Origin of the sequence: Paenibacillus sp. FSL R7-0216 (genome assembly GCF_037969915.1) — a bacterium.
In the GTDB taxonomy this organism is placed as follows: domain Bacteria; phylum Bacillota; class Bacilli; order Paenibacillales; family Paenibacillaceae; genus Fontibacillus; species Fontibacillus rhizolycopersici.
This window is the reverse complement of the sequence record NZ_CP150222.1, coordinates 4,169,611-4,183,639: the sequence shown is the minus strand read 5'-3', so window position 1 is coordinate 4,183,639 and position 14,029 is coordinate 4,169,611. Positions and strand designations below refer to the sequence as shown.

Below are 14,029 nucleotides of genomic sequence, written 5' to 3'. Positions count from 1 at the left end.
ATGGGAGTATTCAAAAGAATTAAAGATATTACGAAAGCATCTGTTAACGACTTGCTGGATAAGGTGGAAGACCCGATTGTCATGCTCAATCAGTATCTGCGCGATATGGAGGCTGAAATTCGCGACGCCGAAGTGACGGTGGCCAAGCAAATGGCCAATGAACGCCGGATGAAGCAACGCTTGGACGAAGCAGCTCGCATCTCCACGCAACGGGAAGCTCAAGCTGAAATTGCTCTCCGCAACGGGCAAGAAGAAGTGGCCCGCAAAATGCTGGAAGAGAAAATTCATTACGATCAAAAGCAAACGGAATTCGCCGAGCTGCATGCTCAATCCGAGGCCCAGGCGGCTGAACTCAAGCAACAGCTGCATGAGATGAAGGACGAATTCTATAAACTGCGCAACAAACGGAACGAGCTGGTGAGCCGTGCGCAAATGGCGAAAGCTAGAAAGCAAATGTCGCAAATCAGCAGCCTGCATACGATCGAAAGCGGCAACGCTTCGCTCGGATTCCACCGGATGGAAGAGAAAATCATGCAGTTGGAAGCCGAAGCCGAAGTGGCCGGCGTTGTCTATCGGGGCACATCGCCTTCCACGTACGTCAGCCCGGCGGATGCCGAGAAGCAGTTGAAGGTGGATGCGCAGCTTGAAGCGCTGAAAGCGAAATTGAACCCGACCGCGGAACGCGAAGAAGACAAGGAATAACTACACGTCCGTTGGACATTGTGATATTCTAAATACTGGTGAAGCCATGCGGTATGGGGTCCCATACCGTTATGGCTTTTTACAACTCTATGAACCTGCAGGGAGGTGCGGCATATGGATACACGGAAAAGGTTCTTAGCCATCGCTTTGATTGGATTTGGGGTACTGTTGATTTTCGGGAAGTGGCTGAGTTTCTTCACCATTGTCGCCCTCTTGTTTCTTGCGTTCGGCATTTATAAGATCCGGCAGGGAGAGCAGGTCAAAACCGGCTATATCTTTCTTGCGATCGGCGGAGGGATGATCCTGCTGGACCACTTTATGTTGGTCCTGGCGATTCTGATGATCTCACTTGGTTATTACTACGCGAAAATTCGCAAAACGCAGCCCCAGGGCAATTATGTACAGAAGCAAAACATCACCTCCAGTATCCGATGGGACCGCGATCCGTGGAGCTTGCGGAATACGAGCATGTGGCATGTGCTCGGGGAGCTGGACATCGATTTGTCGCTGGCGATGGTGGAAGGGGGACATAACGTCCTTATGTTTCAAGGGATCGTCGGGGATGTCGATCTGGTGATTCCGGAGGATTACGGCGTGGAGATCGAAGCGTTCGTTCTGTTCGGGCAAATCGATTTCAGCCAAGACAAAGAAACGGGCATGCTCAATCGGCTGTATTGGAAGTCGCCGAATTATGAGATCCGTGAACAAAAAGTGAAAATCATCATTTCCTATCTTGTAGGGGATGTCGATATACGTTTAACTTAAGACAGGAGGAACGTCCCGCATGAAATCGAAAAAGCCAAGCAATATGGTATCCCGCAGCATGCGCGGAGGAATTCTCCTGTCTGTCATTATGATGGCGGCCACCTTTTACGTGCTGTATACATACGGGTATTTTCACCCCCAAACGTCCTGGAGGACGGGGATTAAGGCCGGCGTCACGCTACTGTCGCTGCTGATCATCATCGGTGCGGCTTACGGCTTAATTCAGGGATATCGTCCCAAACGCCAAATTGACGGACTACGCGAAGCGCTCCTGCAATGGGAGAAAGGCAACCAAACCGGGAGCGTTCCAAAGCTCGGCGAAGATGAACTCGGCCGACTGGCCGAGCAACTGGAGCGGATCGGTAAACGCTGGGAGGAGCAAGTGTCTTCCCTTCAGCGATTGTCGACGCATAATGCCCAATTAGCCGAGCAGGCTCGAGTTTCAGCCATTGTGGAGGAGAGGCAGCGGCTCGCTCGTGAGCTGCATGATGCCGTGTCCCAGCAGCTGTTCGCCATCTCGATGACGGCCACGGCCGTAGGGAGAACGCTGGAGAAGGACTTCGACAGGGCACAGCGCCAGGTGGAATTGATCGAGGAAATGGCTTCGGTCGCCCAGTCGGAAATGCGAGCGTTATTACTTCATTTGCGGCCGGTTTACCTGGAAGGTAAGGAGTTGTCCCAAGGCTTGCGCGATTTGGTCAAGGAATTGAAAACCAAGGTCCCGATGGATTTAACGCTCGAGATGGACGAGGATTTGAGCTTAGGCAAGGGCATCGAGAACCATTTGTTCCGCATCATTCAGGAGGCGATGTCCAATACGCTGCGACATGCCAAGGCGGACAAGATGGAGATCCGGATCCACCGCCGGGGCGAAGCGGTCAAGGTGACGCTGCGCGACAACGGCATCGGCTTCGAGCTGGATGATAAGAAGCAGGCCTCCTACGGTCTGTCCACCATGCAGGAACGCATCCATGAAATCGGCGGATCGATACAGTTTATTACCGCGCCCGGCAAAGGGACGCGCATTGAGATTACCGTTCCACTAATCAATGAAGAAAGCGGGGAAGAGATCAGCCATGGAGATGGAAGACAAGGAGATTAAAGTACTGCTTGTGGATGATCATGAAATGGTGAGAATCGGCCTGGCGGCGGTGCTGGGCACCGAAGACGGCATCGAGGTCGTCGGAGAGGCCAGCAGCGGGGAAGAAGGAATTCGCTTGGCGCAGGAATACCGGCCGGATGTCGTGCTGATGGATCTCGTCATGGAGGGGATGGACGGAATCGAAGCTACCCGGCAACTGCTCGCGCAGCATCCGGACTGCAAGGTGATCGTGCTTACCAGTTATCTGGACGACGAGAAGATGTACCCTGTTATCGAAGCCGGAGCTTTCAGTTATCTGCTCAAAACGTCGCGAGCATCCGAAATCGCTGAGGCGATCCGTGCTGCGGCCCGGGGCCAATCGGTCCTGGAATCGCAGGTCGCTTCCAAGATGATGAACCGGTTTCGTCAGCCGAAGGTGGAGGCTCCGGCTCATGAGGAGCTAACTGAACGCGAAATGGATGTTCTGCGTTTGCTGGCCCAAGGCAAATCCAATCAAGACATCGCCGATGATCTGATTATCGGGATCAAAACGGTTAAGTTCCATGTCACCAATATATTGGCAAAGCTGGGGGTTGAGGATCGCACCCAGGCGGCTATTTATGCTTATAAAAACGGTTTGGCGGAGTAATCATCTCCGACAAACCGTTTTTTTACCGGTTCAGCAATTTATAGGAGGAGGAATGAACGAGGGTCACTTCGGCTTGGATCTTGTCCAATTCCATCAAGGAGATTAGCGGCTTACCGCGGGAACTTAGCTCTTTCCAACGCGCCTGGTCATGGCGGTACAGCTTCTCCTCCAGGTTGTAAAGATCGATCTTTTTTGCTTTCGCTGCCGTGAAGGAACGCTGGATTTCTTGTTCAATTTTCTTCTCCGCCAGCTCATCGATGGCGGCGGCGGTGACCCTCGTGGCCGTGCCCGCCTCCGTGATATAGGCTTTGATCCGTACCCGAATGCGAACCTTAGGGTTCTCGTCTCCTTCGCTGAGACCGATGTCCGAATGGCTATGGATGATGCTAAGCGTCACCGGTGTACCATCTTCCAAGGTCAGAGTCAACGGGAATTTGACCATTCTATTGAAAGCGACATACCTCGCGCCCTGAAGCATTGTTGGATCAACGAGTCCGCGGTTCGAACCCTGCGCGATGGCATAAGCGCCGGTAAGCTTCACTTGGGAAACGGGTTTGCCCTCCCCCTTCCAGACCTCGTTCGTACAGCTTATCTGAGGCAATAACGCCGTAACCGCCGGTTCCTTAATGCCGTTCATCAGTTTAATGATCTGAATGGGCTCAACGAAGGAATACTGCCTGAATATTTCCTCGGGATCAAGCAGTTCCGAATTCAAGACCGATTCGTTTAGAAGGGAAATGCTCGAAAATATTTCGGGAATCTTCTGATGGGTCCCGAATACCCAAGGTGTATACCGAAGATCGCGGGTTTGGATCAACCCGTTGACGGCGTCAGGTAACTGCTTGTCGAGCAACGCACGGGAGAGGACAACTGCCCGGACATGGGTCCAAAACGTTCGTTGCTGGGAGGCGGAATAGAGGGAGCTCAACGCCTCGTCGATCGTCCTCCCCTCGCCTTTACCGATCCACACTTTACCGGCTCCCGTTTTAACGGTGCCTTCTTGTTTTGCAATTTCCGCAAAGTCCAGCAATTGGGTATAGATGATAAAACGGCCTTCAACGTAATCGATTCCCAGCGCGGTGATGAAATTGATGTTTTGCGCTTCTTTCATATCCCAACAACCCGTCAGCAATAGGATAAGGGCGAGGATCGCCAGTGCGGCTCTCAAGGATCATCCCTCCTTGCGATTTTGTCGAGCGGATGAAGGATACGCGGCCTTTTATGGATCGAGTCCGAAGGTTTCTTCAGCACGGCTTCGACAAAGTCGCTTTTGACAAACGGGGAGTACGGGGAGAGATAAGGCACGCCGTAGGACTCCAGGGAGGAGAGGTATAGGGCCAATCCGATAAAGCTGATTAAGAATCCGAACATTCCGAATATGGAGGACAAGAGTAGGACAGCAATTCGGAGATGGGCAGCCGTCCCGCTTAATGTCTGATTCTCCAATGTCGAGCTGGCCACGATCGAGATAGCTGCGGCAACGATGATGGTCGGCGAAGTGATCCCTGCGCGTATCGCAGCATCGCCGATAATCAAACCGCCTACGACGGTAATCGTTTGTCCCATGGCCTGGGGCAAGCGTTTACCTGCCTCGTTGAAAATTTCAAACAGAAATAACATGATGAAGGCCTCAAAAGGGACGGGAAACGGCAAGCCGTGCCGGGAATTGCTAATGGTCGCCAACAGAGGGACGGGAATTTGCTCCAAATTGAAGCTGGTCAGTGCCACATAAAAGCCCGGCAGAAATAATCCGATCGTAAGTCCGAAAATTCGCAACGCTTTTTGCACCGATACGATATAAAATGGAGTACTGGCATCTTCCGGAGAGATCAGCAGGTTCATGAGCGTAACAGGTGCGACGATGGCGATCGGGTTCCCGTCGACCAATACGGCGAAACGGCCCGCCAACAGGGCATCGCAAACGTAGTCCGGTCTTCCCGAGTAGTCGGTTAGCGGGAAAATCGCTCTTTTATTTGCCCCTTTCACGATAGATTCTATAAACGAGGTGCCGATGATCGCGTCGGTCTGGATCCCGTTCAATTGACTCCGTGCTTCCTCGAGAATTTCCGGGTTGATGATATCCTGAATATAGAACAGCGCGATTCGCGTTTCTCCCCGCGTCCCTTTGAGGATCTCTTCCACGCCTAGCGAGGGGGTGCGCAACCGTTTTCGGATCAAACCGATATTGGTCGTCAGATTTTCAGTGAATCCATCACGGGCTCCTTTGACGGCCGCTTCGGTACTGGCCTCTTCCGGGGAGCGACCCGGCGGGTTGGAGATATTCAAGGTGAAGAAGGCTTGCTTCTCTTCAAAATAAATGACCAGCATACCGGAGTAGACCTGTTGCGAAAGATGATTCAGCAGGTCCGGTCCTTCGATCGAGTTCAGCGGCAAATAATGATTGTGACTTATCGCCTCGACTCCGGGGTCGGACTGTTCGCGAAACAGGTCGGCCAGACGCGGAAAGACGGTATCGTTCAGTTGTTTGATGTCCGTCATCGGTTCGCAGTAGATGAGGGTGATCGGATGGTTATGATCCGAATCGGCATCGAACCGGCGGATCTTGACGTCGGCCGAATGCTGGAAGTATTTTTTTAGAAACGGAATGTCAATAGGGTCTTCATGCTGGCCGGAGGGCCGGTCGCTGGGGTTCATGCAGTTCGTCCTTTCTTGCGTGATCTAAACATGGCGGCAACGGCAATGATTAACGTCAGGCATAAGATGAGGTAGGCGTTCGCGGGGAAGACGTACCGGATCATCAGATGCTGAAACGCGATGTCGGACAAGGTATAACAGCTTAACGGGACGAGAATGACGGCAAGGATGGCGAGCAAAGACGGTCTCCATCGGGTGGAGCGTTGCTTCCACATGTCGGCGATGACGATGAGAGCAAACGAAATGCGGATGCAGCTTCCCGACAACCATTGATAGATGGAAAAAAAGTCGGTTTGCGATACGTATTTGCCGAAACCGGCTATTCTCCATTCCTCGTAAGCCGGATATCGTTGGATCGCTGCCTCAAACGGATTGAATTCGGCAATCGCCCCGGTTAAGGGTCCCAGCGTTAATCCAAAGAGAATGAACGCAAACACGATAAACCGTTTCTTGTCCAACGGCGCCGGCAAATAAGGATGAAGAAAGAAGATAAAGAACACTTCGAACAATCCGGAACAGGCGTACAACACGCCCTTGAAGACCGGATTCCACCCTTGTTCGAATAGGGGGAATAGCAGACTGTAATCTTTATATTCGATGTTGACGATGGCGACGTAAAAGCCGAGAAGCACGACGAGCGGCAGAAGGATTCCGGAGGCGATGGCGATCGTCTTCATCCCCTTTAAAGCGCCGGAGAAACATAATAGCATCAGAATCAACGAGGTTGCGAGTACTGGGGTATACGGTAGGAACGTTACTTTCATCCACATGACGGTATCGAATAAACTAGACCACGCCGTTGCAAAGAAATAAACAGTGATGATGCATTGAAACAAAAAAGCAGGAATTCGCCCGAGTTGTTGGCGAATCCATTCGGGAAGGGGCTGAGTGCCGATCCGAGACGAAGCGAACCCAATCAAGCACACCATAATCGCAAAAGGTACAGCAGCAAGGAGCACGGAGAACCAGGCATCGCGTTTGGCCATTTGCAGCAACGCGGGTATGATGAAGACATGGTTGGTGATCCCGATGGTGAGCATCAAGGTCATGATGGCATGAAGTTTCGTTGGCTTCGGTGAGCGGATCATAGACTACTCCCATCTGAAATGTTCTGGCTCTTTATTCATGGTTTATTATTCGCAGAGGAGGTTCGTAGCATGCAAAACCGTAAGTTATGGAATATCGGTTTGTTGATCCTCATTTGCGCCATGCTGCTAGTTGGTTTGCAGCGCATAAAAGAAACGGGGCGGGAAGCCACCGCCCCGGGCCCGTTAGTAGCGGCGGAGTTGCAACTGGCCGCCTTGTATTCTATGGGCCAAGCGGTGACGTCAAATCCCTTTCAACTGACGTTGAAATGGCAGGGAGAATGGAGCTCGCTGCTTTCTCCGGAAGAAGCTGCCGGTGTGTTAGCCAGCCGGTTAGGATTGCCGAGCCCGAAAGCAGGATCCGTTCAGGGGCGCGCGGTTTATGAGGCCAAGGGTCATATCGAAGGTTTTCCGGCGGAGTTGGAGCTGACAAACCTTGCGGAAGGCACGCACTACGCGATGCTTCGATTGGAAGCGGTAGGTGGGAAAGAAGCGGCATTGGAGCGTCTACAGGAAGCGCAGCGGATCGCAGGGGAATCCCTGGCGGATGAAGGGGTCCAAACCGATTGGAACGCAGCCGTTCAGGGCGTGGCTTGGCCTGCAGTTGCAGCCAGTGGGGAGACGAATTCCGGGGAGGCCAAGCTCGCGGTCACGTTCGATAAACTGGAAGCTAAAATTAATCAAATACCCAAACTTAAATTAAAGTTAGCAGAAGAGTTTGCAGACGAGCAAACGGCTAGCCGCACCTACGTGGTTGACGCCTTCCCGATTGCTGTCCAAAGCGGCGGGCATCGCGTGGCGCTGCAATTAGCGGTCCACCGAAACAGCGGCATCGGGATGGATGAGATCACGATCGGCACACCGTTATTGACCGTGGAATATTAATGAAAATCAAGGAGGCGAGAAGCTGGTGCGACGTCTGCTGCTGCATGAGCGAAGCCGCTACTCGGAAATCTCCGTCTATGAAACGGACGAACTGTATGGAGAGCGTGGGGTGTTTCGCGTCCTGCAATTCGCTAGCGAAGCGGTGCAGGGCGCTATGGATATGAACCAGCCCGCACGGATCATACTAGAATATCCGCGCGCGATGCTATATCTACTTCGGCAACACGTTCCGGCGCTAGGCCGGGTGTTCATGATCGGCCAGAGAGCGGGGACGTTGGCCAGTCATTTGAAGGATGTTCGTGTCATGGTGGCGGAAATTGATCCGCTTGTGGCGGAAATTAGCCGAACGTATTTCGGTTATTCGGGTGATTCGGTGCGAATCGGGGACGGCCGCTACCTGCTGGAACAGGAGAACCCGGGAATCTTCGACGGAATTATTGTCGATGCTTTTTCCGAACAGGGTACGCCGTCCCATTTGACGTCGTTAGGTTTCTTTCAAATTGCCGCGGAGAGGTTGAGTCCGGAAGGTTTATTGCTTCTGAACGTGTTCGGCCGGGGAGCCGACGACACGTGGGTTGCGGCACTGACCTCGACATTGCGGGAAGTGATGACCTGTGTTCGGGTGTTTACACTGCCGACGGATCAACCTCATGATCAGCGAAATATGATGATTGTGGGTAGCCACAAGCCGATCACCTATCAAACCCACCGCATGGCGGGTTTTGAAGAGATCAAGCCTCGAGCGGGGTATCTCATTCATGACAGGACTTCGTAGAAAGGTTTGCATAAGTTTCTGAAAAGTGATTATTTTCTGAAATTTATATGATGGCATCCAAGTAGCGAATATGCTAAAATGGCATCACATCCCGTGATGCCATGTAAAGACATGTACTTGATCGGGAATTAAATGAACCATCACTAATCTTACATAGAAAGAATGAGGAGCCATGGCTGAAAATCTAACTCAGGAAACTGTTCGGCCCCCAGGGGCGGTATTTTTCATTTTTGGTGCCACCGGAGACTTGGCGCGCCGCAAGCTCTTCCCGGCCATCTATTCCTTATATCGTGAAGGCAAATTGGCCGAGGATTTCGCCGTGGTTGGCGTGGCTCGGCGTCCGCGTTCAGACGAGGAATTCAAGGACGATCTCTATCGTTCTATCGAAGAATTTTGCCGATATAAGATCAGTGACAAGGAACAATGGGCGCGGTTTGCCGAACATTTCTCCTATAAGTCGCTGGACATCAATAACGTTGATGGCTACCGCGAGCTCAGAGAATTGACCGAATCCGTGGAAACGCGATTTGGCATTCCCGGAAACCGTTTGTTTTATCTGGCGCTGGCGCCGGAGCTGTTCGGCAGCGTATCCTTTAACCTGCAGAAGGGCGGCATGCTGAGCACCAGCGGTTGGCATCGGTTGGTGATTGAGAAGCCGTTTGGCTATGACCTGCAATCGGCCCAGAAGCTGAACGAAGAATTGAGCCAGGTGTTTAAGGAAGAGGAAATCTATCGGATCGACCACTATCTCGGCAAGGAAATGGTCCAGAACATTGAAGTGATTCGCTTTGCGAATGCCTTTTTTGAGCCGCTATGGAACAACAAGCATATTGCCAATGTACAAATTACGCTGAGCGAAACGGTCGGCGTAGAGGAACGCGGCGGGTATTATGATCATGCCGGTGCGCTGCGCGATATGGGGCAGAACCATATGTTGCAAATGCTCACGATGATCGCCATGGAGCCGCCAAGCCGTTTGTTCCCTGAGGACATCCGTGACGAGAAGGTGAAGGTGCTGCGATCGCTGCGGCCTTACGATTCGGCTCAGGAAGTCAAGGAACACGTGGTGCGTGGGCAATATACCGAAGGAGAAACTAGAGGCAAGAAACTACCGGGCTATCGTCAGGAGGACAAGGTTGACCCGAACTCGAACACGGAAACGTATTTTGCGGCCAAAGTGTTCGTGGACAATTTCCGCTGGGCGGGCGTACCGTTTTATATCCGCACCGGGAAGCGGCTCCCCGTCAAGACAACGGAGGTTGTCGTGGAATTCAAGCAGATGCCAACCAATGTTTATCTCGGTCAAAAACATACATTAGAGCCGAATCTGCTGGTCATTCGCGTGAACCCGATGGAAGGCATCTACGTGAAAATCAATGCCAAAAAGCCGGGTTCGGAATCGCAAATTGAACCGTTGGCGATGGAATTCTGCCAAAGCTGCCTGGTGGGCATCAACTCGCCAGAGGCTTATGAACGCCTGATTCATGACGCAGCGCAAGGGGATTCGACCTACTTCACCCGCTGGGACGAAGTAGCGACGGCATGGGCCTTCGTTGATCGGATCGCTGCAGCCTGGGCGCAAAATCCGTCCGACATCAGCACGTATCCTGCCGGTTCTTGGGGACCGAAGGAAGCCGATGAGTTGCTTGCGAAGGATGGCTTCCACTGGTGGCCGGTGAACGGTCAGGAGGAAGACAACGTCATTTGGATCAGTCCGAATTAATGGATCTCCCCGTCACCCGAAAGGGTGGCGGGCGAATAGAATAGGGGTAGCTGGAAACACCTTTATGTCCCGGTGAGGACATAAGGTGTTTTTGCTTAACGGAAGGACAAAATATGTTACAATAGAGAACGTGAATTTGTGGAACGAGAGGAAAGTGAGCATGAGCAAAGCATTGGACCAAGTGCTGCAGCAGGAAGTGGACAAACGGCGCACGTTTGCGATCATTTCCCACCCGGATGCCGGGAAAACGACGCTAACCGAAAAACTGCTGCTGTTCGGCGGAGCCATTCGCCTCGCCGGATCGGTCAAGGCGCGTAAAGCGAGTAAACACGCGACAAGTGACTGGATGGAAATTGAGAAGCAGCGGGGGATTTCCGTCACTTCTTCCGTCATGCAGTTTGATTATAACGGCCATCGGGTGAACATTTTGGATACACCGGGTCACCAGGATTTCTCGGAGGATACCTACCGTACGCTGACCGCGGCGGACAGCGCTGTCATGCTGATCGACGTGGCTAAAGGCGTCGAGGCGCAGACGATCAAGCTGTTCCAGGTGTGCGCCAAACGGGGCATTCCGATCTTTACCTTCATTAACAAGCTGGACCGGGAGGGTCGGAGCCCGTTTGAGCTGATGGAGGAAATTGAGCAGGTGCTGGGTATCCGCTCGGTGCCGATGAACTGGCCGATCGGGATGGGCCGCGAACTATCCGGTGTTTATGACCGAATGAAGAATCAGGTAGAGCTGTTCCAGGGCGACGACCATTCCACGATTCAGGTGAAGAAGGTAGAGAGCTATAACGATCCTGTGATCCGTGAAATGGCCGGCGACTATCTTCATGATCAACTGTGCCAGGATCTTGAGCTGCTGGATGTCGCAGGCGATCCCTTTGATTTGGAGAAGGTCCTTCGCGGGCAGTTGACGCCGGTATTCTTCGGCAGCGCGGTCAACAATTTCGGCGTGCAGACGTTCCTGGACAATTTCCTGCAGCTAGCGCCTAAGCCGGAACCACGCCGCAGCACGCAAGGCATGATTGAACCGACAAACGAGAAGTTCTCAGGATATGTATTCAAAATCCAGGCGAACATGAACCCGGCCCACCGCGACCGGATCGCTTTCCTGCGCATCGTGTCGGGCAAGTTCGAACGCGGCATGTCCGTGAAGCATGTGCGTGCGGGCAAGGAAATCAAGTTGTCACAGCCGCAGCAATTCCTGGCACAGGACCGGGATATCGTAAGTGAGGCTTACCCAGGGGATATCATCGGGTTGTTTGACCCGGGGATTTTCCGGATCGGCGACTCGCTTAGCCAAGGCAGCGAAATCGTGTTTGACGAGCTGCCGACGTTCTCACCGGAGATCTTCGCTAAGGTGACGGTGAAGAACGCGCTGAAGCATAAGCAATACCAGAAGGGCATCGACCAGTTGACCGAAGAAGGTACGATCCAGGTGTTCACGACGGTCGGATTCGAAGACACGTTGCTTGGCGTGGTCGGGCAGCTTCAGTTCGAGGTGTTCGAGTACCGGATGAAAGGCGAATACGGGGTGGATGTGCAACTGCAGCGGATGCCGTTTCAGTTCGCGCGCTGGATCGTAAGCGACAAGATCGATCCGTCCAAGTTCCGGATCAATTCGACGCTGGTGAAGGACAAGAAAGGCAATTACGTTGCATTGTTCGAAAACGAATATGCGATGCGGACGGCGATGGAGAAGAATCCGGATGCCAAGTTCCTGGAAACTGCGCCTTAATCGGCGATACGCATTAATTAAAACAAAGACCGCCCTTGAACAGGCGGTCTTTGTTTTAGCGGGCAGTTCTATTTCAACGGTTTGAGGCTGGCCTGATCCACTTGCTGCTTGAGCACGGATACCAGTTCATTTTGTTCCGACGTATCGATATGCTTCCAGATCGTTTCGAAAACGACACCTAAGCCAGGCAACGCGGCTTCCTGAGCATCAATCGAGCCTTCGATCATCTCCCGCAGCCCCTGCTCGTCTTGGCCGTGGATTTTGTGCATAACCGCTTGACGCAGGTCGAGTGTAATGGATGGCACGTTTTTTCCCTCCTTGAAATATGTGATTGCCCGGTGTTAATTTGCCCGATCGGTTTCATGAACATGCAAGCTTGTAAATAAGCGGCTCTTTGCGGGATTGTGGTATACTAATTCGGATGAGAATTATGTTATGGGTGGTGAGAGTATGGCAAATGCAGCCAAAAAACAGTTTGCCGTCATCGGGATGGGCCGGTTTGGTTTAAGTGTGGCAACTGCACTCAGCAACATGGGATTTGATGTACTGGCCATCGATGCCGACGAGCATCATACGCAAGCTGTGGCGAATCTGGTGACACACGCGGTTTCCGCAGATTCCACCGATGAAGATGCGCTTCGTGCACTCGGGATTCGCAACTTTGATGTCGTCGTTGTGGCCATTGGCGAGGATATCCAGGCCAGCATTTTAACGACGCTGATTCTGAAGGATATGGGCGGGCCGCTTATCGTCGTAAAAGCGCAGAACGAATTGCATGGCAAGGTACTGCAAAAAATTGGGGCCGATAAGGTCATTTTTCCGGAACGGGATATGGGGCTTCGGGTGGCACATCATCTTACATCCCCGAACATATTGGATTACATCGAATTATCGGACGAGTACAGCATCGTGGAAATGCGAGTTAGCTCGCAGATGATCGGGAAGAACCTCAAGGAGCTGGATATCCGCGCACGGTTTGGTTGCAACGTGATGGCGATCAAGCAGGGCAGCAAAATGAATATTTCTCCGGCAGCAACAGACCGGCTGACGGAAGAAGACGTGCTTGTTATCGTCGGCGAGAAAAACGATTTGACGAAGCTGGAGCTGGCTTACGCGGAGTCCTAGGACAAACGGTCGGAAAAACATTGGTTGAGGATGGAGTAGGTATGGAAATATTGTCTCCGCAGAACCCCCGCGTCAAGGAATGGGCGGGGCTGCTCGAGAAGAAAAACCGGGACAAGCAAGGCAAATATTTAATCGAAGGCCTACATCTGGTGCAGGAGGCCCTTCAGGCGCAGGCGGACGTGGAATGCGTCTGCTACGACACCCTCGGCGGCATACCAGCCGAGCTGCAGACAGCGGCGTCCGCTCGGCTGGACGTCGATTGGATCGGCGTGTCCGCCGCCGTGATCGCCAAGTGCAGCGATACGAAGTCGCCGCAGCCGGTGTTCGCGGTCGTGCGTAAGGACCGCGGGACGATCGCTCCGCTCCTGGACCTCGAGCGGAGCTTGGTGGTGGTCCTGGACGGCGTGCAGGATCCCGGCAACGTCGGCACCATCATCCGCAGCGCCGACGCGGTCGGGGCGGACGGGGTGATTGTCGGCGCAGGCTGCGCCGACATTTACGGGCCCAAGGTGCTGCGCGCCACCATGGGCTCGCTGTTCCACCTGCCGGTCGTGCACGGCGACCTGGCAGAGGTGCTGCCGCAGGCGAAGCGGCGGGGCATCCGCCTGGCCGGCACAAGCCTGCAGGCGGCCGCGAACTGCTTCGCTTACGATTTCACGCAGCCGGTGTGGCTGCTGTTCGGCAGCGAGGGCAGCGGCCTCAGCCCGGAAGTCCGCGGGCTGATGGACGACGGGCTGCTCATCCCGATGCGCGGCCAGGCCGAATCGCTGAACGTGGCGATGGCCGCGTCCGTCCTGCTGTATGAGGCGATGCGGCAGCGGCATTATCGTTAAGGCAAGC

At 53.3% G+C, this 14,029-nt stretch carries 14 protein-coding genes; 10 read left to right on the top strand and 4 right to left on the bottom strand.

Annotation, left to right across the window (positions count from 1 at the left end; all coding sequences use genetic code 11):
• The 4 genes from MKZ15_RS19210 to MKZ15_RS19195 all read left to right on the top strand — a co-directional run bounded on the left by MKZ15_RS19210 (position 1) and on the right by MKZ15_RS19195 (position 3,197).
• Positions 1-702: a PspA/IM30 family protein gene (locus tag MKZ15_RS19210; RefSeq protein ID WP_155606124.1), complete on the top strand. Its 702-nt coding sequence runs from the start codon at positions 1-3 to the stop codon at positions 700-702.
• Between the two features lie 114 nt (positions 703-816).
• Positions 817-1,467, top strand: coding sequence for a cell wall-active antibiotics response protein LiaF (liaF, locus tag MKZ15_RS19205; protein ID WP_155606125.1), 651 nt, complete (start codon positions 817-819; stop codon positions 1,465-1,467).
• A 19-nt stretch (positions 1,468-1,486) separates the two neighbouring features.
• The gene (locus MKZ15_RS19200) at positions 1,487-2,569 is read left to right on the top strand and encodes a sensor histidine kinase (RefSeq protein WP_193417335.1); all 1,083 of its coding nucleotides are present in this window, start codon (positions 1,487-1,489) and stop codon (positions 2,567-2,569) included.
• Positions 2,544-3,197 carry a response regulator transcription factor gene (locus tag MKZ15_RS19195; protein ID WP_155606127.1) on the top strand — a complete coding sequence of 218 codons (654 nt, stop codon included), beginning with the start codon at positions 2,544-2,546 and terminating at the stop codon, positions 3,195-3,197. Before MKZ15_RS19200 ends, MKZ15_RS19195 begins: the two co-directional genes overlap by 26 nt.
• A 22-nt stretch (positions 3,198-3,219) precedes the next feature.
• Here the strand turns inward: MKZ15_RS19195 and MKZ15_RS19190 are convergent, their stop codons facing one another.
• From MKZ15_RS19190 to MKZ15_RS19180, 3 genes are read right to left on the bottom strand one after another with little or no spacing between them, the layout of a single operon-like run.
• Positions 3,220-4,365 carry a Ger(x)C family spore germination protein gene (locus MKZ15_RS19190; protein WP_213623244.1) on the bottom strand — a complete coding sequence of 382 codons (1,146 nt, stop codon included), beginning with the start codon at positions 4,363-4,365 and terminating at the stop codon, positions 3,220-3,222.
• Positions 4,362-5,852 carry a spore germination protein gene (locus tag MKZ15_RS19185; RefSeq protein WP_213623245.1) on the bottom strand — a complete coding sequence of 497 codons (1,491 nt, stop codon included), beginning with the start codon at positions 5,850-5,852 and terminating at the stop codon, positions 4,362-4,364. Before MKZ15_RS19185 ends, MKZ15_RS19190 begins: the two co-directional genes overlap by 4 nt.
• Positions 5,849-6,940: an endospore germination permease gene (locus MKZ15_RS19180; protein WP_339817415.1), complete on the bottom strand. Its 1,092-nt coding sequence runs from the start codon at positions 6,938-6,940 to the stop codon at positions 5,849-5,851. Before MKZ15_RS19180 ends, MKZ15_RS19185 begins: the two co-directional genes overlap by 4 nt.
• 69 nt (positions 6,941-7,009) lie before the next feature.
• On the opposite strand from MKZ15_RS19180, the gene MKZ15_RS19175 reads away from it, so the two are divergent.
• The 4 genes from MKZ15_RS19175 (at position 7,010) to MKZ15_RS19160 (ending at position 12,064) form a co-directional block, all read left to right on the top strand.
• Positions 7,010-7,822, top strand: a complete 813-nt coding sequence (locus MKZ15_RS19175; protein WP_339817413.1) for a YwmB family TATA-box binding protein — start codon at positions 7,010-7,012, stop codon at positions 7,820-7,822.
• A gap of 25 nt (positions 7,823-7,847) precedes the next feature.
• Positions 7,848-8,597: a fused MFS/spermidine synthase gene (locus MKZ15_RS19170; RefSeq protein WP_339817412.1), complete on the top strand. Its 750-nt coding sequence runs from the start codon at positions 7,848-7,850 to the stop codon at positions 8,595-8,597.
• 172 nt (positions 8,598-8,769) lie between these two features.
• Complete coding sequence (gene zwf / locus MKZ15_RS19165) at positions 8,770-10,320, top strand: glucose-6-phosphate dehydrogenase (RefSeq protein ID WP_339817411.1); 1,551 nt, start codon at positions 8,770-8,772, stop codon at positions 10,318-10,320.
• 160 nt (positions 10,321-10,480) lie between these two features.
• Positions 10,481-12,064 (top strand): peptide chain release factor 3, encoded by a 1,584-nt coding sequence (locus tag MKZ15_RS19160; RefSeq protein ID WP_155606133.1) that lies wholly within the window; start codon positions 10,481-10,483, stop codon positions 12,062-12,064.
• A gap of 68 nt (positions 12,065-12,132) precedes the next feature.
• Here the strand turns inward: MKZ15_RS19160 and sspI are convergent, their stop codons facing one another.
• Complete coding sequence (gene sspI, locus MKZ15_RS19155) at positions 12,133-12,369, bottom strand: small acid-soluble spore protein SspI (RefSeq protein ID WP_193417338.1); 237 nt, start codon at positions 12,367-12,369, stop codon at positions 12,133-12,135.
• 145 nt (positions 12,370-12,514) lie between these two features.
• Here sspI and MKZ15_RS19150 point away from each other — a divergent pair, with 145 nt between their 5' ends.
• Positions 12,515-13,189, top strand: a complete 675-nt coding sequence (locus MKZ15_RS19150) for a TrkA family potassium uptake protein (RefSeq protein ID WP_155606134.1) — start codon at positions 12,515-12,517, stop codon at positions 13,187-13,189.
• 41 nt (positions 13,190-13,230) lie between these two features.
• A complete protein-coding gene (locus MKZ15_RS19145; RefSeq protein ID WP_339817408.1) occupies positions 13,231-14,022 on the top strand; it encodes an RNA methyltransferase in 792 nt (263 codons plus the stop codon).
• Positions 14,023-14,029: the final 7 nt, after the last annotated feature.

Coding starts and splice junctions, on each gene's coding strand:
- MKZ15_RS19210 (WP_155606124.1), top strand. CDS start 1: ATGGGAGTATTCAAAAGAATTAAAGATATTACGAAAGCATCTGTTAAC.
- liaF (WP_155606125.1), top strand. CDS start 817: ATGGATACACGGAAAAGGTTCTTAGCCATCGCTTTGATTGGATTTGGG.
- MKZ15_RS19200 (WP_193417335.1), top strand. CDS start 1,487: ATGAAATCGAAAAAGCCAAGCAATATGGTATCCCGCAGCATGCGCGGA.
- MKZ15_RS19195 (WP_155606127.1), top strand. CDS start 2,544: ATGGAGATGGAAGACAAGGAGATTAAAGTACTGCTTGTGGATGATCAT.
- MKZ15_RS19185 (WP_213623245.1), bottom strand. CDS start 5,852: ATGAACCCCAGCGACCGGCCCTCCGGCCAGCATGAAGACCCTATTGAC.
- MKZ15_RS19180 (WP_339817415.1), bottom strand. CDS start 6,940: ATGATCCGCTCACCGAAGCCAACGAAACTTCATGCCATCATGACCTTG.
- MKZ15_RS19175 (WP_339817413.1), top strand. CDS start 7,010: ATGCAAAACCGTAAGTTATGGAATATCGGTTTGTTGATCCTCATTTGC.
- zwf (WP_339817411.1), top strand. CDS start 8,770: ATGGCTGAAAATCTAACTCAGGAAACTGTTCGGCCCCCAGGGGCGGTA.
- MKZ15_RS19160 (WP_155606133.1), top strand. CDS start 10,481: ATGAGCAAAGCATTGGACCAAGTGCTGCAGCAGGAAGTGGACAAACGG.
- MKZ15_RS19150 (WP_155606134.1), top strand. CDS start 12,515: ATGGCAAATGCAGCCAAAAAACAGTTTGCCGTCATCGGGATGGGCCGG.
- MKZ15_RS19145 (WP_339817408.1), top strand. CDS start 13,231: ATGGAAATATTGTCTCCGCAGAACCCCCGCGTCAAGGAATGGGCGGGG.